The 21,753-nt window shown below is 69.2% G+C and carries 17 protein-coding genes; 12 read left to right on the top strand and 5 right to left on the bottom strand.

What is annotated here, in order from left to right; all coding sequences use genetic code 11:
• Positions 1-78: 78 nt before the first annotated feature.
• Positions 79-1,536, top strand: a complete 1,458-nt coding sequence (locus ABLI39_RS06320; RefSeq protein ID WP_349412582.1) for a benzaldehyde dehydrogenase — start codon at positions 79-81, stop codon at positions 1,534-1,536.
• 56 nt (positions 1,537-1,592) lie between these two features.
• On the opposite strand, the gene ABLI39_RS06315 is transcribed toward ABLI39_RS06320, so the two are convergent.
• Positions 1,593-2,429, bottom strand: coding sequence for an oxidoreductase (locus ABLI39_RS06315; RefSeq protein ID WP_349412581.1), 837 nt, complete (start codon positions 2,427-2,429; stop codon positions 1,593-1,595).
• Positions 2,426-3,034, bottom strand: a complete 609-nt coding sequence (locus tag ABLI39_RS06310) for a TetR/AcrR family transcriptional regulator (protein ID WP_349412580.1) — start codon at positions 3,032-3,034, stop codon at positions 2,426-2,428. Before ABLI39_RS06310 ends, ABLI39_RS06315 begins: the two co-directional genes overlap by 4 nt.
• A 452-nt stretch (positions 3,035-3,486) precedes the next feature.
• On the opposite strand from ABLI39_RS06310, the gene ABLI39_RS06305 reads away from it, so the two are divergent.
• From ABLI39_RS06305 to ABLI39_RS06290, 4 genes are all read left to right on the top strand, one after another.
• The gene (locus ABLI39_RS06305; protein ID WP_349412579.1) at positions 3,487-4,677 is read left to right on the top strand and encodes a glycosyltransferase; all 1,191 of its coding nucleotides are present in this window, start codon (positions 3,487-3,489) and stop codon (positions 4,675-4,677) included.
• Complete coding sequence (locus ABLI39_RS06300) at positions 4,674-6,734, top strand: right-handed parallel beta-helix repeat-containing protein (RefSeq protein WP_349412578.1); 2,061 nt, start codon at positions 4,674-4,676, stop codon at positions 6,732-6,734. The genes ABLI39_RS06305 and ABLI39_RS06300 overlap by 4 nt, the downstream gene beginning before the upstream one ends.
• Positions 6,731-7,936, top strand: a complete 1,206-nt coding sequence (locus tag ABLI39_RS06295; RefSeq protein ID WP_349412577.1) for a right-handed parallel beta-helix repeat-containing protein — start codon at positions 6,731-6,733, stop codon at positions 7,934-7,936. Before ABLI39_RS06300 ends, ABLI39_RS06295 begins: the two co-directional genes overlap by 4 nt.
• 65 nt (positions 7,937-8,001) lie before the next feature.
• Entirely contained in the window at positions 8,002-9,432 is a 1,431-nt protein-coding gene (locus ABLI39_RS06290) for a UDP-glucose dehydrogenase family protein (protein WP_349412576.1), read from the top strand.
• A gap of 57 nt (positions 9,433-9,489) precedes the next feature.
• Here the strand turns inward: ABLI39_RS06290 and ABLI39_RS06285 are convergent, their stop codons facing one another.
• Entirely contained in the window at positions 9,490-10,905 is a 1,416-nt protein-coding gene (locus ABLI39_RS06285) for an NAD(P)H-quinone dehydrogenase (protein ID WP_349412574.1), read from the bottom strand.
• A gap of 82 nt (positions 10,906-10,987) precedes the next feature.
• Here ABLI39_RS06285 and ABLI39_RS06280 point away from each other — a divergent pair, with 82 nt between their 5' ends.
• A complete protein-coding gene (locus ABLI39_RS06280) occupies positions 10,988-11,806 on the top strand; it encodes a purine-nucleoside phosphorylase (protein ID WP_349412573.1) in 819 nt (272 codons plus the stop codon).
• Between the two features lie 66 nt (positions 11,807-11,872).
• On the opposite strand, the gene ABLI39_RS06275 is transcribed toward ABLI39_RS06280, so the two are convergent.
• A complete protein-coding gene (locus ABLI39_RS06275; protein WP_349412572.1) occupies positions 11,873-12,355 on the bottom strand; it encodes an RrF2 family transcriptional regulator in 483 nt (160 codons plus the stop codon).
• 175 nt (positions 12,356-12,530) lie between these two features.
• On the opposite strand from ABLI39_RS06275, the gene ABLI39_RS06270 reads away from it, so the two are divergent.
• Positions 12,531-14,270, top strand: a complete 1,740-nt coding sequence (locus tag ABLI39_RS06270) for a phospho-sugar mutase (RefSeq protein ID WP_349412571.1) — start codon at positions 12,531-12,533, stop codon at positions 14,268-14,270.
• Here the strand turns inward: ABLI39_RS06270 and nirD are convergent.
• Complete coding sequence (gene nirD, locus ABLI39_RS06265; protein WP_349412570.1) at positions 14,267-14,647, bottom strand: nitrite reductase small subunit NirD; 381 nt, start codon at positions 14,645-14,647, stop codon at positions 14,267-14,269. The genes ABLI39_RS06270 and nirD overlap by 4 nt on opposite strands.
• Positions 14,648-15,074: 427 nt before the next feature.
• Here nirD and nirB point away from each other — a divergent pair, with 427 nt between their 5' ends.
• The 5 genes from nirB to deoC all read left to right on the top strand — a co-directional run bounded on the left by nirB (position 15,075) and on the right by deoC (position 21,724).
• Positions 15,075-17,645, top strand: a complete 2,571-nt coding sequence (gene nirB / locus ABLI39_RS06260) for a nitrite reductase large subunit NirB (RefSeq protein ID WP_502935198.1) — start codon at positions 15,075-15,077, stop codon at positions 17,643-17,645.
• A 2-nt stretch (positions 17,646-17,647) separates the two neighbouring features.
• Positions 17,648-18,682 carry a uroporphyrinogen-III C-methyltransferase gene (gene cobA / locus ABLI39_RS06255; protein WP_349412568.1) on the top strand — a complete coding sequence of 345 codons (1,035 nt, stop codon included), beginning with the start codon at positions 17,648-17,650 and terminating at the stop codon, positions 18,680-18,682.
• A 5-nt stretch (positions 18,683-18,687) separates the two neighbouring features.
• Complete coding sequence (locus tag ABLI39_RS06250) at positions 18,688-19,860, top strand: uroporphyrinogen-III synthase (RefSeq protein ID WP_349412567.1); 1,173 nt, start codon at positions 18,688-18,690, stop codon at positions 19,858-19,860.
• A 151-nt stretch (positions 19,861-20,011) separates the two neighbouring features.
• Positions 20,012-20,887: an FAD-dependent oxidoreductase gene (locus ABLI39_RS06245; protein ID WP_349412566.1), complete on the top strand. Its 876-nt coding sequence runs from the start codon at positions 20,012-20,014 to the stop codon at positions 20,885-20,887.
• 114 nt (positions 20,888-21,001) lie between these two features.
• Positions 21,002-21,724 carry a deoxyribose-phosphate aldolase gene (deoC, locus tag ABLI39_RS06240; RefSeq protein ID WP_349412565.1) on the top strand — a complete coding sequence of 241 codons (723 nt, stop codon included), beginning with the start codon at positions 21,002-21,004 and terminating at the stop codon, positions 21,722-21,724.
• The last annotated feature ends 29 nt before the right edge of the window (positions 21,725-21,753 follow it).

Raw genomic sequence — 21,753 nt, 5'->3', positions numbered from 1 at the left:
GACGGGGCCGCACCTTCGCCTTCGGGTCCGGCCCCGACGCCTCCGCACGCCACGGTCCCCACGATGAAAGGACAGGACATGTCCCTGCTCGACTCCGCCCTCTGGGAGGGCAAGATCTACCTCAACGGCTGGCGCACCGGCGGCGGCGGGGCCGCTGACGCCGTCGAACCGGCTACCGGCGAGACCCTGGGCAGTTACGGCGTCGCCTCCGTGGCGGACGTCCAGGAGGCAGCCACGGTGGCGGCGAAAGCGCAGAAGGAGTGGGCCGCCCGCAATCCCGAGGAACGGGCCGCCGTGCTGCGCCGCGCCGGCCGGCTCTGGGAGGAGCACGGCGCGGAAATCCAGGACTGGATCATCCGTGAATCCGGCGGCATCCCGCCCAAGGCCGGGCTGGAGACCCACATCGCCGCCAACGAATGCTACGACGCCTCCGCCCTGCCCTCGCTGCCGGCCGGGGACGTCCTCACCTCGAACGAGAACCGCTGGTCCTTCGCCCGCCGCCGGCCCGTAGGCGTGGTCTCCGTGATCGCGCCGTTCAACTTTCCGCTGATCCTCTCGATCCGCGCGGTGGCCCCGGCCCTGGCCCTCGGCAACGCCGTGCTGCTCAAGCCGGACCCGCGCACCGCGGTCTGCGGCGGCGTAAGCGTCATGCGGATCTTCGAGGAGGCCGGGCTTCCGCCGGGGCTGCTCTCACTGCTGCCCGGCGGCGCAGACATCGGCGCCGCCGTCGTCGAAGCCCCCGAAGTCCGCGTCATCGCCTTTACCGGCTCGACGGCGGCCGGCCGCAAGATCGGCGAAACCGCGGGCCGGCTGCTCAAGCGCGCCCACCTCGAGCTCGGCGGCAACAACGCCCTGATTGTGCTGCCCGGCGCGGACCTGGCCAAGGCCGCCTCCGCGGCGGCGTTCGGCTCGTTTATGCACCAGGGCCAGATCTGCATGGCCGCCGGCCGGCACATTGTGCACGAGGACATCTACGAGGACTACGTCGCCGCGCTCGCCGAAAAGGCCGGGCACCTGCCGGTGGGAGACCCCAAGAGCGGCACCGTGGCGCTGGGGCCGGTGATCGACGAACGCCAGCTGCAGCGGGTGGACGGCATCGTGCAGGACGCGGTGCAGGCCGGGGCGCGGCTTGCCGCAGGCGGCACGCACGACGGCCGCTTCTACCAGCCCACGGTGCTGGTGGACCTGGCCGAGGACAGCCCGGCGTGGAAGGACGAGATCTTCGGCCCGGTGGCCCCGGTGATGAAGTTCTCCACCCTCGACGAGGCCGTGGCGCTGGCCAACGACAACGAATACGGCCTCTCCATCGGCATCCTGGGCGACGTCGGCATGGCCATGACCATTGCGGACCGGCTGGACTCCGGCAAGGTCCACATCAACGAACAGACGGTCTCGGACGAGGCGAACTCGCCCTTCGGCGGGGTGAAGAACTCCGGCAACGGCTCACGGATCGGCGGGCACCACGCCAATATGGAGTCCTTCACCGAGATCCAGTGGCTCACGATGCGCCCGGACATCGCGCCGTACCCGTTCTAGGACCTGCCGGGCCCCGGTTCATGCCGGGAGGCGCCGCCAGCGACTGACGGTTTGCTTCACTTGGTGCTCCGGAACTGTAGGCGGAGGTAGGCGTCGAAAAGTCCGGAGCCCAGGAAGCGGCGGGACTGGACGATGGCTTTCGCGGCCGGGGTAACCGTGTACCGGGCGCGGGGCCGCCGGGCGGTTGCGGCGTGTTCAACGGCGACGGCGACGGCGTCTGGCTCGGCGGCGAGGACCGGCGAGGCGTAGGAGGTGGCCATCTGCTCATCCGCCGCGGCCCGCAGACCCGCGTACGGTCCCGCGGCCTGGCCGGAGGAGGCCATGGTGCGGGAGGCAGTCGCCCCGAAGCCGGTGCGGATCAGGCCCGGCGCGATCAGGGAGGTGTGGAGCCCGAAAGGCGCGGCTTCGAAGCGGAGGGCGTCGGTGATGGCCTCCACGGCGTATTTGGTGGCGTGGTAGTAGCCGCCGACCGGGAACGTGACCCGGCCGCCCATGGAGCCGATGTTCACGATCCGTCCGGATCCGGCGGCGCGCATCCCCGGAAGGACCAGCTGGATCATCCGGGAAAAACCGAAGACGTTCGTCTCGAACTGCCGCCGGACCGCGTCCAGGCCCGTCTCCTCGATGGTGCCGTATTCGCCGTAGCCGGCGTTGTTGACGAGGACCCCGACGCTGCCGTGCCGGTCCTCGACGGTGCGGACGGCCGCGGCCATCGACTCCTCGTCGGTGACGTCGAGGGCCAGGACGGTCGCTCCGGCTGCCGCCAGGTCCGCGAGGGCCTCGGTGCGCCGCGCGGTGGCGTAGACGGTGAACCCGGGACGGGCGAGCAGGCGTTCGGCCGTCGCGCGGCCGATGCCGGACGAGGCTCCGGTGATGAGTACTGCTGTGGTCATGGTTGTTCCTTTGCAGAGGTGGCGTGAGGGGTTGCTGTGGGGGTTGTGGCAGGGGCAAGGCTGGTGAAACCTGCGACGAAGATGCCCACACCCCGGCGCAGCCGGTCCGGCAGGGCATCGGGATCCGAGACTCCCGCTTCCAGGCCGCGGGTGAAGGCCAAGAGCATCTCGGCCGCGTCCCGGGCGTCGGCTTCCGGGTAGGACTCGTGCACCGTCCGCGTGAGCAGGCCGAGCATGGCACCGTCGTAGCGTTCCAGAACCTCAGGGGACAGGCGGGTGTCGACGCCGAGGAGCTCCGCCGCGTGGGCGGGGCTGTCGCGCCAGATCTGCATCACGAGGGCCAGTTTCGCCAGCAGGATCCCCGCCAGCTGGTCCGCCGGATCGGCGCCGGCGGCCGCCGCGCTCTCGGAGGCGGCAAAGGCATCCGCCAGCAGTCGTTCCACCAGCGCCCGGAACACATCCTCCTTGCTGCGGAAGTACTGGTACAGCGCGGGGCGCGAAATACCCGCCTGCACCGCCAGGTCGTTCATCGTGGTCCGGCGCGCCCCGTGCCGGGTGAAGCACACGTAGGCGGCGTCCACGATGTCGTCGGCTCGATCACTCATTCTGACATTATATGCAAATAGTGTCAGGGTGTAAACACGGGACAGACTGCTGCTTGCGGGAGCCGGCCCGCCGCGCGGTCCACCATCTGGGCTGCGGGGCGGAGCTCGGCGTCGCTGAGAGTGAACTGAGAGCGCCCAAGTAGTTGCCTCAGGAAACAAGTAGTCGTCCCGCCGCCGGTCGGTGGTTTTGCCAACACGCCCAGCGGGGCCACTTGTGAAGGTGCCTACAATTGCAGTAGCTCCTACTCGGGCGCAGTCTTGGGTGTTCCAAATATGTTTTGAAGGTCGCAGCGAAGCTAGTCAGAGCCGCCGCCATCCGAGGGGGATTCAAAGCATATGCATACTTTCCGAGGCACCTTTGTGCCCGATTCCGATTTCTTTTCCATGACGGCCAACTCTTCCCACTTGAAGTTGCCGTGATGGGCCTCAACCTCTCGCAGTGGCATGAATACATGCCCATCGCATTGGCTGGCCTCGTTGTCTGGGGCCTCTGGCTGTATCGGGTGATTCTCTCCAAGCGCTCCCGGCCAGTCGTCAACAACTTCAGCACCACCACGACCGTTGTCGTCCCGTCCTTCCACGAAGACCCCGACATCCTGATGCGCTGCCTCGACACGTGGCTGGGCCAGAACCCCACCGAGATCATCATTGTCCTGGACGTCCGGGACACCGAGGCCTACGAGCGCGTCAGCGCCTTGCGAATCCCGTCGGTGCGGCCGATCCTCTTCCGGCACGCCGGCAAGCGCTCCGCGCTGAGTCGGGGCATCCGGGAAGCCGCCGGCGAAGTGCTCGTGCTCGTCGATTCGGACACGTTCTGGAAGCCCGGACTCCTCGCCGCGGTCCAGATGCCGTTCGCCGATCCGCTGGTCGGCGGTGTCGGCACCCAGCAGAACGTCTACCAGCGTGAATCAAACATCTGGCGTCGGATCGCGGACTGGATGATCAACCTTCGTTACTACAACTATGTCCCGGCGATGGGCGGCGCCGGTGCCGTGGCCTGCCTCTCAGGCCGGACCGCCGCGTACCGCCGTTCGGTGGTGGTGCCGCTCCTGCCGAATCTGGAGGACGAGTTCTTCCTGGGACGCCGCTGCATCGCCGGCGACGATGGACGGCTCACCTGGCTGGTGCTGGGTGCCGGTTTCAAGACCGTGCACCAGTCCACCGCCCAGGCCCTGTCGATGTTCCCGAACACCCTAAGCGCCTTCATCAAGCAGCGCGTCCGCTGGAGCCGAAACTCCTACCGCTGCTACCTGACCGCCATCTACAAGGGCTGGCTTTGGCAGGTGCCTTTCGTCACCAAAGTGACCGTGTTGCAGATTCTGCTGACGCCGGTCACTATGGGCGTCACCATGGGCTATCTGCTCCTTAGCCGCCTCGAACTCACCGGTACCGGCGTTGGCCTGGCCATCGGGTGGATGCTCCTTGGCCGCGGCATCCGCGGCATCTCGCACCTGAAGCGGCACCCGTGGGAGATCTTCCTGCTGCCCCTGGTGGCTGTCATGGTCATTATCGTTGCCCTGCCGGTGAAGACCTACGCCCTGTTCACGATGAACAAGCAGGGATGGCTGACGCGCAACGAAAACCAGACCGGCGGCGCCGGCCAGACGGCCGCCACTTTAACATCGGCTGAGCCCATCTCATGAACGAGTCCACACGCATCACGCTGGCCGCTTCGGCCGTTCTTGCGGTCGCGTCCCTGCTGACCGGCCTGCCGGTCGCAACCGCCTCCCCCCTGGGCACCCAGGCGCCGGAAACCCTGCCCATGGCGTCCACGACTGACACCACAGGGGACGAGGTGCCCGCCGTCACCGACGGCAGCAACTACAAAGGCAACCCGGAAACGGAGGCGGCCCTGGTCGCGGGCGAAGACAGACGCCTCGTCCAAGTTCGCACCATCGCCTCGATCGCCCGGTGGACCGGGGTCAGCACAAGCATTCCCTACCGGGTCGCTTCCTCGACGGGCTACACGCTGGTCCTTCCTGCCCGCGATAAGGAATACACGATCGATGACCTGCTGGCCCTGGCGCCGAAGACCTTCGTCAGGCAGCCCGACAACAGCTACCTCCTTAGCGAGAACATCGTCGTCGAAGCCGGCGGCACCCTGACGCTGAACCGGACGGGCGTGTTGACCATCAACATGCTCAGCAATTCCCAGAAGTTCGTCTCGATCGTCAACTACGGCGGCAAGCTCAACATCTCCGGCACTTCTGATGCACCCGTCAGGATCAGCAGCTGGGACACCGACGCCGGGGCACCCCGCACGCTCACCGGCACAGGCCGGGCCTACATCCGCTCCATCGGCGGCAACGTTGCCATCGCCCACGCCGCCTTCCAGAACCTCGGCTTCTGGAGCGGCCGGACCGGAGGCCTTTCCATGACCGGCTCCGATCGTCCGGTCACCGGAGCCTTGGATACCAATGGCGCCAAAGACACCCAGTACAAGGCCTACCACCGGAAGCGGCATCCCAAGGGAGACGCAGCCGCCGTACCTGCTCCGGCTTCGGCGCCTGCCCCGGAACCCGGCTCGGTCCTGGACGTGACGGGAACGGCGACGGCGGCCAAGGATGCGGGCCTGCCGAACTCGGACTACAGCTACGTGACCGCCTCCGTGGTGGATACCACGGTGACGGACAACGTATACGGGCTGTTCCTGGCCAATGCGGTCGGGGCAAGCATCCACAACGTCACCGTCAAGGACAGCCGCATGGACGGCATCGTGCTGCACCGCTACGTCTCGGACGCGACCGTGGTCGACACCTCGGTGAGTAACAGCGCCCTGAACGGCTTCAACCTCTCCCGGGCCACTCGTTCGGTTCGGCTCGACAACGACAAGGCAATCAGCAACGGCCGCAACGGGATCTACGTGGACGGCCGGCCCTTGGCGACCGGGCCGAGCGCGACCGGCACGGCTCTTACCTCCTCCGGCAGCAACCTGGTCCTGATCAACAACACAGTCACCGACAGCGCGCACTACGGCATGGAAATCCGTGGCGGCAACAACACCACCGTCCGCAACAACACCGTCGTCGGAAGCCCGATGGGCATCGTCGTTACCGACACCGCATCCCGGGTCATCGTCGCCGGCAATCACCTGAGCAACCAGATCAGCCAGGCCATCGCCCTCCGGGACGGGGTGACCCGCAGCGCGGTCAGCAACAACACGGTCACCGGAGGCACCGTCGGGATCTACCTGCGCAACGCCCAGGCCCTGGTCGAAGGCAACACCCTCTCCGGGGTCACGAACCACGGAATCTCCGTCATCGGCACCGCCGGAAGCGACGTCAAAGCCAACACAATCGCCGGCAGCGGGCCCAGCGCAATCGACCTGAAACGGGCAGGAAACGTTTCGTCTGCGGACAACGCCACCGGAAACTGGGTGCTAACGAAGTCGCTGTGGGATCAGCTCGTCTCCTTCTTCCAGCCCTTGACAATCATGTGGACCCTGCTGGCCCTGCTCCTGCTCGTGACAGCGGCCCGCGGGCACCGGCGCCGCCACAGCATCCGCCACCCGTACGCGGACCAGGCCCCGTTGAGCACGTTCACCGACCTGGATCCCATGCTTGTCCGTCCGGATTCAATCGGCCCCTTGACTCACGGGGCCCAGGAGTCCAAAAGGGGCCGCCGGCGCGCGGATCCGGCCAGCGGAGCGGGGCACGATCCCCAACCCGCGCTGGTCTCCGTGGAAGCAGGGACGGCATGATTCGCCGCCTCATCCAAGCCGTCCGCCAGTTGGCTCTGCCCTGGATCCTCGTCGCGGGTCTGGGTGTGCTGCTGCTCGTCGCCGTCGCCGCACTGGCCGGCGTTGCCCTCTCCCAGCAGCCACCGATGGGGGCACCGATGGGGGCGCCGACGACGGCAACGCGAACCCCCGGGGACACGGCGACTGCTGAAGTCCCGCCCTCACCCGAGAAGACGGCATCGGCCAAAAAGCGCAAGCCGGAGAAAACTCCGATGAGCCAGGCCGCGATTGATGCCCGCCCCGGGCAGGGCCCGCTCCCTTCAGACCAGAAGGTTGACTGCCCGGCAACGACCGTCGCCGTGGCAACGGCCGACCAGCTGAACGCGGCCCTGAACTCGGCCCAGCCGGGCGACGTCATCGGACTCGCCGATGGCACCTACGCCGGGAAGTTCAGCGCAAAAGCCTCCGGCACAGCCGGAAACAGGATCTTCCTGTGCGGGTCCCGGAACGCAATCCTGGACGCCGGCGACACGGGCAGCGGCTACATCTTCCACCTGGACGCCGCCAGCTACTGGGTCCTCTCGGGATTTACCGTCCAAAACGGGCAGAAAGGCATAGTCACTGATTCCAGCAGCGGCTCGGTCATCGAACACCTCACCGTGTCCAACGTCGGCGACGAAGGCATCCACCTGCGCAACGGCTCCAGCAGCAACCTCGTCATCGGGAACACGGTCAGCCACACCGGCAGCAAGAGCGAAAAGTTCGGCGAAGGCATCTATGTGGGGACCGCCGTCAGCAACTGGTGCACCTACAGCGGCTGCCTTGCCGATGCAAGCAATTACAACATCATTGCCGGCAACACCATCTCCAACACCACCTCCGAGAACATCGACATCAAAGAAGGGACCGTCGGCGGCATCATCACGAACAACCGCTTCGACGGAACCGGCATGACCGCCGCGACGGCATGGATCAACATCAAGGGCAACGCCTGGACCATCGAAGCCAATGAGGGCCACAATTCCCCGCAGGACGGCTACCAGTCCCACAACATCCTCGACCAGTGGGGCGACAACAACCTCTTCGTCCGCAACACCGGTTCGGTGGACGGCACCGGCTACGCATTCGCCCTCCGGCCAGCGATGAACAACGTCGTGGCCTGCTCCAACACTGTCGGCGGTGCCGGCAGCGGCCTGAGCAACATTCCCTGCAGCAACACCTGAATCGCGGCCCGCCGCACACCATCCAGTCGCGCACACTGTCCAGTTTCTGAAGGAAGGTCTCAACCATGTCCCAAAACCCCGCCCCGACGAGCCTCCCGGCCATCGTCGAGCACCCGTGCGTCACCGTCGTCGGCACCGGTTACCTCGGTGCCACCCACGCCGTGTGCATGGCGCTGCTCGGCTACGACGTTGTTGGCCTCGACGTCGACCAAGCCAAGATCGACCAGCTCGCCGCCGGCATCCTGCCCATCTACGAGCCGAACCTCGAACAGAAAATGCAGGAAGCCCTGGCCTCCGGCCGGCTCCAGTTCACTACTGATGTCACCTTCGCCGCCGCCCACGGAGACGTCCACTTCATCTGCGTCGGAACCCCGCAGTCGAAGGACTCCGACGCCGCGGACCTGAGCTACGTCGACGCTGCCGTCACGTCCCTGGCCGGGGAGTTGACCCGGAAGTGCCTCATCGTCGGGAAGTCCACGGTGCCGATCGGAACCGCGGCGCGACTGACGGCGCTTGTCCGCGCCACGGCCCCGGCCGGGGACCTGGTGGAACTGGCCTGGAACCCCGAGTTCCTGCGCGAGGGCTACGCCATCGCGGACACCCTCGAACCTGACCGGCTGGTCTTCGGCGCGGAGTCGGACTGGGCGCGGGCCCAGCTGGCCGCCTGCTACGCCGCCATCATCGAGGCAGGAACCCCGGTCGTGTCCACCGACCTGGCCACGGCTGAGCTGGTCAAGGTCGCCGCGAACTCCTTCCTGGCCACCAAGATCTCCTACATCAACGCGATGGCGGAAGTCTGCGAGGCCACCGGCGCGGACGTCAGCCAGCTGGCCCTTGCCCTCTCCTACGACAGCCGGATCGGGGGGAGATTCCTCAAACCCGGCCTGGGCTTCGGCGGCGGGTGCCTGCCGAAGGACATCAGGGCCTTTGCGCATCGGGCCGAATCGCTGGGTGTGGGACAGGCCGTCTCGTTTCTGCGCCACGTTGACGCCATCAACCAGCGCAGGCGCCAGCGCACGGTCGATCTCGTCTGCGAACTCGTCGGCGGGCAACTCTCGGGAGCGCGGATCGCCGCTCTCGGCGCCGCCTTCAAACCGAATTCCGACGACGTCCGGGACGCGCCGGCTCTCGACGTGGCGCGCATGCTCCACGAAGCGGGAGCCGTTGTGACCGTCTACGATCCGGCGGCCATGGCGAACGCACGCCGCCGCTACCCGGACCTCAGCTACGCCGAGTCACTCGATGAGGCCGTCACGGGAGCCCAGGTGGTGGTCCTGCTCACGGAGTGGGACGAGTTCCGGAAAGCGGACCCGCTCCGGCTCGGTGAACTCGTGAAAACGAGGTTCATCGTGGACGGACGGCATGCCCTCGATGCCAACGGTTACCAGGCCGCCGGATGGGATTACCGCGCCCTGGGCCGGCCGGTGCGGGCAGGCTCCGTCACGGTCATCGAGTTCGAAACAGCCGAACAAACGGCTCAACTGGGCGTGCGGTAACCCCGCCGGCAGGCCGGGCCACGCCGTCGCGCGTGCCGCCGCCGGCGGCGGATCCACTTACATGTGGACGTGAAGCCGCCGGGCCGCTTCGGAGATGGAGCCGCTCAGCGACGGGTACACCGTGAAGGTGCTGGCGACGTCGTCGACGTGCAGTTTCTGGGTCACCGCGAGTGAGATCGCGAAGATCAGTTCGGAGGCGTTGGGGCCCACCACAACGCCGCCGATCACGGTGCCGGAGCCCTTGCGGGCGAAGATCTTGATGAAGCCGTCTTTGTGGTTGCGCATCTTGGCGCGGGCGTTGCTCTTGAGCGAGAGCTTGACGACGTCGCCCTGGTACTTGCCGGAGTCGATCTCGGCCTCGGAGACGCCGACGTTGGCGATCTCGGGCGAGGTGAAGATGTTCGAGGCCACCTGGTGCAGCTTGAGCGGGGTGACGCTGTCGCCGAGGAAGTGCGCGATCGCGATGCGGCCCTGCATGGCCGCGACCGAGGCGAGGGCCAGCACGCCGGTGCAGTCGCCCGCAGCGTAGATGTTCGGCGCGGTGGTGCGTGAGACGCCGTCGACCTTGATGTGGCCGCTCTCGGTCAGCGCGACGCCGGCCTCCTCGAGGCCGATTCCGGCGGTGTTGGGGATGGAGCCGACGGCCACCAGGCAGTGGCTGCCGGTGACCTTGGAACCGTCGCCGAGGGTGACCACAACGCCGTCGTCCGTGCGCTCCACGGTCTCGGCGCGGGCCCGGGAGAGCACCTTCACGCCGCGGCGTTCGAAGACACCCTCGAGCACCTCGGCGGCGTCCGTGTCCGAGCCGGGCAGCACCCGGTCGCGGGAGGAAATCAGGGTGACCTTGGAGCCGAGGCCGTTGTAGGCGGAGGCGAATTCGGCCCCGGTGACGCCGGAACCCACCACGATCAGCTCCTCGGGGAGCTCGTCCATGTTGTAGATCTGCGCCCAGTTCAGGATGCGAACGCCGTCCGGGCGGGCCGTGGGCAGTTCCCGCGGGTGGGCGCCGACCGCGAGCAGGATGGCGTCGGCCTCGATCGTCTCGGTGCCCTCGGCGGTGAGGACCTCGATCGTGTGGTTGTCCAGCATCTTGCCGGAGCCAAGCAGGATGCGGACGCCCTGGCCCTCCAGGCCCTTCTGGATGTCGGCGGACTGCTGCCGGGCCAGGCCCAGCAGGCGGTCGTTGATGTGCTTGAGGTCCGCGCGCATCGTCGGGGTGCAGTCGCCGCCGTCGAGGTCGAACTTCACGCCCAGCTCGCCGGCCTCGCCCACACGGGTCATCAGGTCCGCGGTCGCGATCAGGGTTTTGGACGGTACGACGTCGGTCAGCACCGCGGATCCGCCGAGTCCGGCGCGTTCAATGATGGTGACCTGCGCTCCCAGGGAGGCTGCGACCATGGCGGCTTCGTAGCCGCCGGGCCCTCCGCCGAGAATCGCGATACGGGGTGCACTGAAATCGGGATGCGTAGTCACAATCATCCATTGTCCATCATCCGGACCGGCGCCACCAATAAGGATGCTGGGCAGCGCGGGGGCGGCACGGTAGCTTGTACCAGTGAGTAATACAGAATTCCTGAACACGGACCCCTTCGACGCCGCCCGCGCCGCCGCCGACTACATTGCCGAAGAGACCGGCGTTGACCGCCACGATGTCGCACTGGTGCTCGGCTCGGGCTGGGGCGACGCCGCCGAACTGATCGGCGAGACCACCGCGACGCTCTCCGCGGACGAGGTCCCCGGCTTCTCCTCCCCCTCGGTGGTGGGCCACGTCGGCACCATCCGCTCCGTGCTGACCCGCGAGGGCAAGCGCGCCCTGGTCCTCGGCGCCCGCACCCATTACTACGAGGGCAAAGGCGTCCGCGCCGTCGTCCACGGTGTGCGCACCGCGGCCGCCGCCGGCTGCAAGACCCTGGTCCTGACCAACGGCTGCGGCGGCCTCAACGAGGACTGGACGCCCGGCACCCCCGTGCTGATCAGCGACCACATCAACCTCACCGCCACCTCCCCGCTTGAGGGCGCCACGTTCGTGGACCTCACCGACCTGTACTCCCCGCGGATCCGCGCCCTGGCGCTCGAAGTGGACCCCAGCCTGGACGAGGGGATCTACGCACAGTTCACCGGCCCGCACTACGAGACCCCGGCCGAGGTGCAGTACGCCAAACGGATCGGCGCGTCCCTGGTGGGCATGTCCACCGCGCTTGAAGCCATCGCCGGGCGCCACGCCGGCATGGAGGTCTTTGGCATCTCGCTGGTGACCAACCTCGCCGCCGGCATCAGCCCGGTGCCGCTGAGCCACGAGGAGGTCCTCGAGGCCGGCCAGGCCGCGGGACCGCGCATCTCCAAGCTGCTCGCGGAGATCATCGCCAAGCTCTGAGTTGGGACCCGGGCCGGAGGCTCAGCCGGGCCTCGGTCCCCGGCCGGCGGCCGGGGGCCGGCGGCCTTAGCCGGAGGCGCTCAGGTGCCGGACGGCCTTCTCCCGGTCCCCGGGGAACCGGCGCTCCATGGAGTCGGCGATCCCGGCAATGGTCTGCCGCGCCAGCGCCTGCCGCCAGGCCAGTTCCGCCTGCCGCATGGTCTGGGAGATCAGGCAGGTCCGCACGAAGTTCTCCTGCCGGTCCGCCTCCGGGACGTTGCCCAGGATGCCTTCGCAGCGGAAGGCCGGCTCCTGACCTTCCAGGGCAAGCACCACATCCAGCACCGTGATGTTCTCCGGCCGCCGCGCCAGGTGGAAGCCGCCGCGGGGTCCGGAGACCGAGGTCAGGATGCCGGCCCGGACCAGAGCCTGGAGCTGCTTGTTCAGGTACGCCGAGGGGAGGCTGTAGAACGCCGCGAGCCGGGCGCTGTTCACGGCCTCCCCCGGCGGCGTCCAGGACATATTGACGCAGGAGTGCAAGGCCCACTCCACCCCACGCCCCATTTTCATATTCAAGACGTTACGTGTCCGGAAAAATCGGTGTCAATGACCCGCCGCCCTTACGGCAGCGGTCTTGAGCCGATCTTTCGGAAGTCCTGCGCCGGGCTGGAGTGTGATGGAACTGTAAGCCGCGCCGCGCTTGTCGGGGCGCGCCGGGCCTGCGTTTGCCGCTAGTTTGGTACCCATGACGTCTTCCGATGCCGCCTTGACCCAACTGTTGAGCGACGCCCGCACCTGGGCCGCCCAGGACCCGGACCCCGCAACCGCCGCCGCCCTGACCGAGCTGGTCCGCCTCGCCGACGAGGGCGCGCCCGGAGCCCGGCAGGAGCTGGCCGACAGCTTCAACGGCACCCTCCAGTTCGGCACCGCGGGACTGCGGGCAGCCCTCGGCGCCGGCCCGAACCGGATGAACCGCGTGGTGGTGCGCCGCGCCGCCTCCGGCCTCGCCGCCTTCCTCACCGGCGCCGTCGGCAAGGCTGCGCCGGGAACCCGGCCGCGCGCCGTCGTCGGCTATGACGCCCGCTACAACTCCGACATCTTCGCGGCAGAGACGGCCGCGATTTTCACCGCCGCCGGCATCGAAACGTTCCTGATGCCCGCCGCGCTGCCCACCCCGCTGCTCGCCTATGCGGTCCGCGCCCTGGACTGCGACGGCGGCGTGATGGTCACGGCCAGCCACAACCCGCCGCCGGACAACGGCTACAAGGTGTACCTGGGCCGGCATGCCGTCGAGGAAAGCGGCCGCGGCGCCCAGATCGTCGCGCCCTACGACGCGCTGATCGCGGCGGAGATCGACGCCGTCGGCGCCCTGGACTCGATCGCGCTGGCACCGGAGGGATGGACGGTGCTGGATCCGTCGATCGCGGCCGACTATGAGGCCGCCGTCGCCGCCCTCGCCGCCGCGGACCGCTTCCCCGCGCGGGACCTGCAGATCGTCCTGACCCCCATGCACGGCGTGGGCGGGGAAACGGCCGTGGCCGTGCTCAACGCCGCGGGCTTCGCCGGCGTCACGCTGGTCGCCGAGCAGGCCGAGCCGAACCCGGACTTCCCCACCGTGAACTTCCCGAACCCGGAGGAGCCCGGCGCCCTGGACCTCGCGCTGGAAACCGCGGCCCGGGTGGACGCGGACATTGTGATCGCCAACGACCCCGACGCCGACCGCGCCGCCGTCGCCGCGAAGGACCCGGACTCCGGCGCCTGGCGGATGCTCCGCGGGGACGAGGTGGGCGCCCTGCTCGGGGCGCACGTCGTGGCGCGGCTGGCCGCCGGCGCCGGTGCGGCGGAGGGCGTGTTCGCGAATTCGATCGTCTCCTCCCGGCTGCTGGCCCGCATTGCCGCCGCCGCCGGGTATGCGCACGAGGAAACCCTCACCGGGTTCAAGTGGATCGCCCGGGTGCCGGGCCTGCTCTACGGCTACGAGGAGGCGCTGGGCTACTGTGTCGCACCCTCGCTGGTGCGCGACAAGGACGGGATTTCGGCCGCCGTGTTGATCGCCGAACTCGCCGCGGCCGCGAAGTCCGAGGGCAAGACCATCTTCGACACGCTGGACGAGCTCTACCTGGTGCACGGGCTGCACGCGAGTGACCAGCTCAGCATCCGGGTGGCCGACCTGGGCCTGCTGGACGCCATGATGAACCGGCTGCGGGTCAGCCCGCCGGACTCCTTCGGCGGCTCCGCCGTCGAGACGGCCGCGGACCTGGCCGAGGGCAGCGAACAGCTCCCGCCCACCGACGGCCTGCTGTACCTGACCAAGGACGGCACCCGTGTCATCATCCGCCCCAGCGGCACCGAGCCGAAGCTCAAGTGCTACCTCGAGGTGATCCGCAGCGTGGGGTCCGCCGCCGAACTGCCGCAGGCGCGGCTCGAGGCCCGGGCGGCCCTGGACGGCGTCCTGGCCGACGTGCGCGAAGCGCTGGGGCTCTAGAGCTCCACCTCGACGAAGCCGTCCGCGACCCGGGCGGCGTAGGTGCCCAGGCGCAGCTCCGGGTTGCCCAGGCACTCCCCCGTGCCGAGGTCGTAGACCTCCTTGTGCAGCGGTGAGGCCAGGGTGGGGCGGGTTCCGCGGGAACCCGTGATGCCGCGGGCCATCACGTGCGCCCCGGTGGCAGGATCGGCCTGTTCCACCGCGAACACGCCGCCTGTGGCGGTGCGGAACAGCGCCACCTGGCGGCCCGCGATGAGCGCGGCCTCACCCCAGCCCGGCTCCAGGTCCTCGACGGCGCAGACCCGGTGCCACGCGGGTCCGGCGCCCGCGGTGCGCTCCACAAAGCTGCGGGCTGCGCTCTCCAGTACGGCAGTCATGATGGCCCCTCTCAGAAGTTTCGCGGCCACCGCTGCGGCCACAACCCCACGCTAGGACCGGGGTGTTTCAACAGCGTGCGGCCAATGTGTCCGGCCGGTAAAAGAGACCTCACGCCGCCGGAAACGCAGCCGTGATGCAGAAGTTAAGATCACGAAACAAAAGGGAAACTGAAGCGAAACTGCCGGTCCTTAGGCTGAACGGACCAGCTGATCCCCCGGGCTCATGAACCGAACTAATGAACCGGGTGGATCACCGCAGCTGGATCGAACCGTTGCAGCGCACCGCCTGCGGCCCAACGAAAGGCCACCCGTGACCGGACAGACCGCCAGCCCCGAAAACGCTAGTCCCACTGACGCCTCGGGGCAGAACTCCCGCCGCGTCGTCGTCGCCGGCGGCGGACCCGCAGCGCACCGCTTCGCCGAGGCCATGCATGCCCGCGGGCTGGACGGCTGGCAGGTCACCGTCCTCACCGAGGAAGCGCATCTGCCCTACGACCGCGTCGCGCTCAGCAGGGCCCTCACCGACGCCGACGTCGACCTCACCCTCGGCACCGCCTCGATGTGGGACCACTCAGCCCTGAACCTGGTGACCGGCGAGCGCGTCACCGGCCTCGACGCCGCCGCCAAAACCGTGCAGACCGCGGCCGGCACCGTCTACCCCTACGACGAACTGGTGGTCGCCACCGGCTCGGACGCTGCCCGCCTGCCCATCCCCGGCGCCGAACTCACCCACGTCTACCGCACCTTGGAGGATGTCCGGGCCATCAATCAGGCGATCGCGGCCCTCACTGAGAAGCTGGGCCGCAAGGTCAACGCCGTCACCATCGGCGGCGGGCTGCTGGGCCTGGAATCCGCGGCCGGCACCGAGCAGCTCGGCGCCACCCCGATCGTGATCAACGGCTCCCCCTGGCTGATGAACACCCAGCTGGACGAGGGCGCCGGGCAGGCCTTGGGCCGGCTGATCGAGGCCAAGGGCTTCACCGTCCACGGCGGCGTCTTCCCCTCCGAGGTCCTCGCCGACGACGACGGACAGGTCACCGGCGTGCTGATGGCCGACGGCCGGATCATCGACGCCGACCTCGTGATCGTCGCGATCGGCGTCAAGCCGCGCGACGAGCTGTTCCGCGCCGCCAACGAATCCTCCGGCCCGGCCGGGGACCAGCTGTTCGAGCTCGGCCCACGCGGCGGCGTCGTCATCTCCGACGGCTGCGCCACGCAGGTCCCCGGCATCTGGGCGATCGGCGAGGTCGCCAACTTCGGCGGCATGTGCCTGGGCCTCGTGGCCCCGGCCAACACGATGGCCGAGATCGTCGCGGACCGGCTGCACGGCGGCGCGGCGACCTTCCCCGGCTTCGACACCGCCACCAAGCTCAAGCTCTCCGGCGTCGACGTCGCCAGCTTCGGCGACGCCTTCGCCCGCACCGAACACGCCCTCGAAATCGTCTACGCCGACCCCGCCCGCGGCGTCTACCAGAAGATCGTCACCACCGACGACGCCAAGACCCTCCTCGGCGGCATCTTCGTCGGCGACGCGGCCCCCTACACCTCCCTGCGCCCCCTGCTGGGCCGCGAACTCCCGGCCGAGCCCGGCGCCTACCTCACCGCAGCCGGCGGCGGGGACGTACCTGACACCGAACTGCCGGACGACGCCATCCTGTGTTCCTGCAACAACGTCACGGCCGGATCCATCCGCGACGCCGTCAACGGTTGCGGCGCCTGCGACGGCAACGCGCCGGTCCAGGAACTCGGCGAGCTCAAGGGCTGCACCCGCGCCGGCACCAGCTGCGGGTCCTGCGTGCCCATGCTCAAGAAGCTGCTCGAAACGGAGCTCACCAAGTCCGGCGTCGAGGTCTCCAAGGCCCTCTGCGAACACATCGAACTCTCCCGCCAGGAACTCTTCGAAACCATCCGGGTCTTGGAACTGGACTCCTTCGAGCAGGTCATGGCCCGTTACGGCACCGGGGACGGCTGCGACATCTGCAAGCCGACCATCGCCAACATCCTGGCCAGCCAGAACAGCGCCTACGTCCTGGACGCCGGCCGCGGCACCCTGCAGGACACCAACGACCGCGCCCTGGCCAACATGCAGAAGGACGGCACCTACTCGGTGGTCCCGCGCATCGCCGGCGGGGAGATCACCCCGAAGAAGCTCGGGGTGATCGCCGCGGTCGCGGAAAAGTACGGACTGTACACCAAGATCACCGGCGGGCAGCGGATCGACATGTTCGGTGCCCGGCTGGAGCAGCTGCCGGAGATCTGGAAGGAACTGGTGGACGCCGGGTTCGAGTCCGGCCAGGCCTACGGCAAGAGCCTGCGCACCGTGAAATCCTGCGTCGGCTCCACCTGGTGCCGCTTCGGCGTGCAGGACTCGGTGGCGATGGCCATCGCCCTGGAGCTGCGCTACCGGGGACTGCGCAGCCCGCACAAGTTGAAGATGGGCGTCTCCGGCTGCGCCCGCGAATGCGCCGAGGCCCGGGGCAAGGACGTCGGCGTGATCGCCACCGCCGACGGCTGGAACCTCTACGTCGGCGGCAACGGCGGGGCCACCCCGGCGCACGCGCAACTGCTGGCCAAGGACCTCGACGACGAAACCCTGATCAGGTACATCGACCGCTACTTTATGTACTACATCCGCACCGCCGACCGGCTGCAGCGCACCGCCCGCTGGCAGGAGGAGCTCGACGGCGGCATCAAGCACGTGGCGGATGTGGTGGTGCACGACAGCCTCGGCATCGCCGCGGACCTCGAGGCAGCTATGGCCAAGCACGTGGACACCTACGTCGACGAATGGGCAGACACCCTGAAGGACCCCGAACGGCTGCGCCGCTTCCGCTCCTTCGTCAACGCCCCGGACCAGCGCGACGACTCCATCAACTTCGTCCCCGACGAGCGCGGCCAGATGCGCCCCGCCACCGCCGAAGAAAAAGCCGCCGGCCGGCAACCGGTGCTGATCGGCGCATCCATCCCGGTCCGGTCCAGCAACGAAAACGAGGTTTAGCCATGCAGCTCACCATTGACCTCACCGGCCGGGACGTCCTGGTCACCGGCGCCGACACCGCCGCCCGCCAGGCCGTCCGCCGCTACCGGGCCGCCGGCGCCGTCGTCGCCCGGCTCAGCTCCCCGCAGGGCGGACCGCACGACGGGCCGCTGCCGGAGCGCCCCTTCCTGGTCGCCGCCGTCGACGACGGCCAGCCCGGCTGGGAGGCGCTGCTGGGGCGCTGCAGGGAAACCGGCATCCCGGTGGCCGTGGAGCCTCCCGCCGGCCACGCCGGCCACGTGACCCTGGTGGGCGGCGGCCCCGGCACCACCGAGCTTCTCACCGTCGCCGCCGTGGCGGCCCTGCGCGACGCCGACGTCGTCTTCTACGACCGGCTCGCCCCGTACCAGGACCTGCCGTCCCTGACCTCGGCCGAGCTGGTGGACGTGGGCAAACAGCCGGGCCACCACAAGGTCAGCCAGTCCGGGATCGAGGAGCTGATGGTGGAGGCCGCGCTGGCCGGAAAGAACGTGGTCCGACTCAAGGGCGGGGACCCGTACGTCTTTGGCCGCGGCGGCGAGGAGGTGGCCGCCTGCGTTAAGGCCGGCGTGCCCGTCCGCGTGATCTCCGGCGTCACCAGCGCCATCTCCGTGCCGGCCGCCGCCGGCATCCCGGTCACGCACCGCGACGTCAGCCACCTGTTCACCGTGGTCTCCGGCCACGCCCCGCTGACAGAGCAGGAACACACGCACCTGGCCGGCCTGGGCGGGACGATCGTAGTGCTGATGGGCATCGGCACGCTGCACCAGCTCGCCGCCGGACTGCGCCGGGCCGGGATGCGCGCGGACATGCCAATGGCCGTGGTCGAACGCGGCTACCGTCCCGGCCAGCGGACCACCATCGCGGACCTTGGCACCATCACGAGCGCGGCCGCGGACTGCAGCAACCCCGCCGTGCTGGTGATCGGCGAGGTGGTCAGGGTGGCGGAAGCCAACCGGGGCTGCGCGGGGACCGAAGCCGAGCTCGACCGCCTCGCTGCGTCCCTGATGGGGGCGTGAGCGACGTGAGCGCAGTCAACGCCGCTGCCGCCGCCGCAACCGCCGCCGCGCCGACGCCCACGGGCGCCGCAGAGGAGGCCGCGGCCGAGCTCCCGCTGGAAGGCTTCCGGATCGGGGTCACCTCGCACCGCCGCTCGCAGGACCTGATCGAGGCCCTGGAACGGCGCGGCGCCGAGGTGCTGCACGCCCCGGCGCTGAAGATCGCCCCGGTCCAGGAGGACCTGCGGCTGATCGAGGATACCCGCGCCATCATCGAGGCCCGGCCGGAGCTGTGCATCGCCACCACCGCCTACGGCATGCGCCGCTGGTGCGAGGCGGCGGACACCTTCGGCATCGGCGAGCAGCTGCTGGAAACCCTCGGCGCCACCCGGATGTTCGTCCGCGGCCCCAAGGCCCGCGGCGCCGTGCGCGCGGCGGGACTGGCCGACGTCGGGATCAGCAGCGACGAAACCACGGCCACCCTGGTGGACATGCTGCTGGCCGAAGGGGTGCGCAGCAAGACCGTCGCGGTGCAGCTGCACGGCTACACCGACGTCCGCCAGCTGGAGCGGCTGCGGATGTCCGGCGCGAACGTTATGACGGTCACGCCCTACCGCTGGGTCAAGCCCGACGGCGCGGACCGGCTGCCGAAGCTGATCGAGGCCGCGTGCAGCGGCAACCTCGACGTCCTGACGTTCACGTCCGCCCCCGCCGTCGACGCCCTGTGGAGCACCGCGCACGAGATGGGCCTCTACAAGCAGCTAGTGCAGAGCCTCAAGACCACGGTGGCCACCGCCGTCGTTGGGCCGATCACCGCCCAGCCGCTGCTCGACGCCGGAGTGCAACCGCTGGTCCCGGAACGGTTCCGGATGGGCGCCCTGATCCGGCTGGTCGTCGAACACCTGGCCCTGAACCACGTCCGCCGCCTGGACACCGCCTCCGGCGCCGTGGAGCTGCGCGGCCGCTCGCTTCGGATCGACGGCGAGGCCGTGGAACTGGCCCCGGCGCCGCTGCTGCTGCTCCGGGCGCTGCTGGGTGCCGGCGGGGCCGTGCTCTCCCGCGAGGCGCTCTCGGACCTGCTGGAACTGCGCGGATCGGTCCACGCCCTGGACATGACCGTCAGCCGGCTCCGCTCCGCCCTGCCGGACGGGGCCTTGGTGGAAACGGTGGTGAAACGCGGCTACCGGATCCGGGTGTGACCCACGGCATTACCAGCTGGTAACAACTGGCGAACGGGCCGGGAAAATACCGCAACAACACGGTAACCTGCCCGAAAAACCGGCCCCCTACGCTGGGGAACATCAAGACCACGGGCCACATCCACCGGCCCACCAGCGAAAGGGCCAGCACATGTCCGTTACGGAAGCCGCCGCCATCTCCACCGTCTCCGCCACACCCCAGACCCGGCCCCGGATCGTGATCGCCGGCGCCGGTCCGGCGGCGCAGGCGCTGGTCCGCCAGCTCACCCGCACGCCGTTCGCCGGCGGCATCACGGTGCTCAGCAACCGCGACGACGCCCCCGAGGAACTGCTGGAGCTCGCAGCCCTGCCCCAGGTCTCGGTCCGTTTCGGTCAGCCGGCCAGCTTCATCGACGCCGTGGACCGGCGGGTCACAACGGCGGACGGCCTCGAGTTCAGCTACGACCAGCTGGTGATCGCCACCGGTTCGGCGCCGGCCCTGGCCCCGATCGAGGGAGCGGGCCGTTGCCTGAGCTACTCCACGATCGACGACGCCACCCGGCTCGGCGACGCCGTCAAGGACGTCACCCGTGTCCTCGGCCGCCGGCCGCTGGGCATCCTCGTGGGCACCGGCACGGCCGCGGGCCAGGCCGAAGCCGTGCTGCGGGCGCGCGGCGTCCGGCCGGTCCGGACCACGCTGCGCCCGTCCGCCGTCGTCCCCACCCTCGCCGGCTCCGCCCTGCCGGCCGCCGGCATTGTATTCGAGGACGGCGCCCGCATGAGCGGGGACCTGGTGGTCCTCGCCGAAGAGCGCGTCTCCCGCGACAGCCTGGCCCACACCGCCGGCCTGGCCACCGCCCCGCAGGGCGGGATCGTGGTGGGCACGGACTACCGCACCTCGGTGCCCGGGATCTGGGCGATCGGCGACGCCGCGGCGTACGACGGCGTCCGGCTCGGCCTGCTGGTGGCGGCCGGATCCGCCGCCGGTGTCTGCGCCTCCCACCTGCTCCAGGCTTCCCTGTCCGCGCCGCTCCCGCAGGCGGCGTAGGGCCCGGGGGCGCCGGTGGCGTTATGGCAAGATGGTTCACTGAGAAGCCACGACATACGCCGTGTCAGCAGGCCGGGCCGGCCACGAACCAGGCCCGCCAGGAAAGGGACCACCATGAGCAACGAAGCCACCACGGACGGCACGGCTGCCGGCACCGACACCACCGCCGGCACCATTGCCTCGTACATCGACCACACCCTGCTCAAGCCGGAGGCCAGTGAGGCCGAGGTCCTGAAGGTCTGCGCCGAGGCGGCCGAGTACCACTTCAAGTCGGTCTGCGTGAACCCCATCTGGGTCAAAACCGTCAAGACCGCGCTCAAGGGTTCCGGCGTGCTGACCTGCTCCGTGATCGGGTTCCCGCTGGGCGCCACCCCGAGCGACGTCAAGGCGTTCGAAGCCCGCGGCGCGGTCCTGGACGGTGCAGACGAGATCGACATGGTGATCAACATCGCCGCCGCGCGCGCCAACGACAAGGGTGCCCTGGTGGATGACATCCGCGCGGTGGCCGAGTCGGTCCACGCCGGCGGCGCCATCCTGAAGGTCATCATCGAGACCGCGCTGCTCGAGGATGCCCAGAAGGTCCTCGCCTGCGAGGCCGCCGTCGAGGCCGGGGCCGACTTCGTGAAGACCTCCACCGGCTTCAATGGCGGCGGGGCCACCGTGGAGGACGTCGCCTTGATGCGCCGCACCGTGGGTCCGGGACTCGGTGTCAAGGCCTCGGGCGGCGTGCGGTCCCTCGCCGACGCGCAGGCTATGATTGCTGCAGGTGCAACACGTATTGGCGCCAGCTCCGGCATCGCGATCGTCAAGGGTGAACAGGGTTCGTCCGCGTACTGACCGCACACCGGTAACAGCCGCTGCCGCCA

It is taken from the genome of Pseudarthrobacter sp. B907 (genome assembly GCF_040137805.1).
In the GTDB taxonomy this organism is placed as follows: domain Bacteria; phylum Actinomycetota; class Actinomycetes; order Actinomycetales; family Micrococcaceae; genus Arthrobacter.
This window is presented reverse-complemented; position numbering and strand designations above follow the sequence as displayed.

Bases quoted from the DNA above. Each gene is read 5' to 3' on its own strand.
- ABLI39_RS06320 (WP_349412582.1), top strand. From the start codon at position 79: ATGTCCCTGCTCGACTCCGCCCTCTGGGAGGGCAAGATCTACCTCAAC.
- ABLI39_RS06315 (WP_349412581.1), bottom strand. From the start codon at position 2,429: ATGACCACAGCAGTACTCATCACCGGAGCCTCGTCCGGCATCGGCCGC.
- ABLI39_RS06310 (WP_349412580.1), bottom strand. From the start codon at position 3,034: ATGAGTGATCGAGCCGACGACATCGTGGACGCCGCCTACGTGTGCTTC.
- ABLI39_RS06305 (WP_349412579.1), top strand. From the start codon at position 3,487: ATGCCCATCGCATTGGCTGGCCTCGTTGTCTGGGGCCTCTGGCTGTAT.
- ABLI39_RS06300 (WP_349412578.1), top strand. From the start codon at position 4,674: ATGAACGAGTCCACACGCATCACGCTGGCCGCTTCGGCCGTTCTTGCG.
- ABLI39_RS06295 (WP_349412577.1), top strand. From the start codon at position 6,731: ATGATTCGCCGCCTCATCCAAGCCGTCCGCCAGTTGGCTCTGCCCTGG.
- ABLI39_RS06290 (WP_349412576.1), top strand. From the start codon at position 8,002: ATGTCCCAAAACCCCGCCCCGACGAGCCTCCCGGCCATCGTCGAGCAC.
- ABLI39_RS06275 (WP_349412572.1), bottom strand. From the start codon at position 12,355: ATGAAAATGGGGCGTGGGGTGGAGTGGGCCTTGCACTCCTGCGTCAAT.
- ABLI39_RS06270 (WP_349412571.1), top strand. From the start codon at position 12,531: ATGACGTCTTCCGATGCCGCCTTGACCCAACTGTTGAGCGACGCCCGC.
- nirD (WP_349412570.1), bottom strand. From the start codon at position 14,647: ATGACTGCCGTACTGGAGAGCGCAGCCCGCAGCTTTGTGGAGCGCACC.
- nirB (WP_502935198.1), top strand. From the start codon at position 15,075: ATGCATGCCCGCGGGCTGGACGGCTGGCAGGTCACCGTCCTCACCGAG.
- cobA (WP_349412568.1), top strand. From the start codon at position 17,648: ATGCAGCTCACCATTGACCTCACCGGCCGGGACGTCCTGGTCACCGGC.
- ABLI39_RS06245 (WP_349412566.1), top strand. From the start codon at position 20,012: ATGTCCGTTACGGAAGCCGCCGCCATCTCCACCGTCTCCGCCACACCC.
- deoC (WP_349412565.1), top strand. From the start codon at position 21,002: ATGAGCAACGAAGCCACCACGGACGGCACGGCTGCCGGCACCGACACC.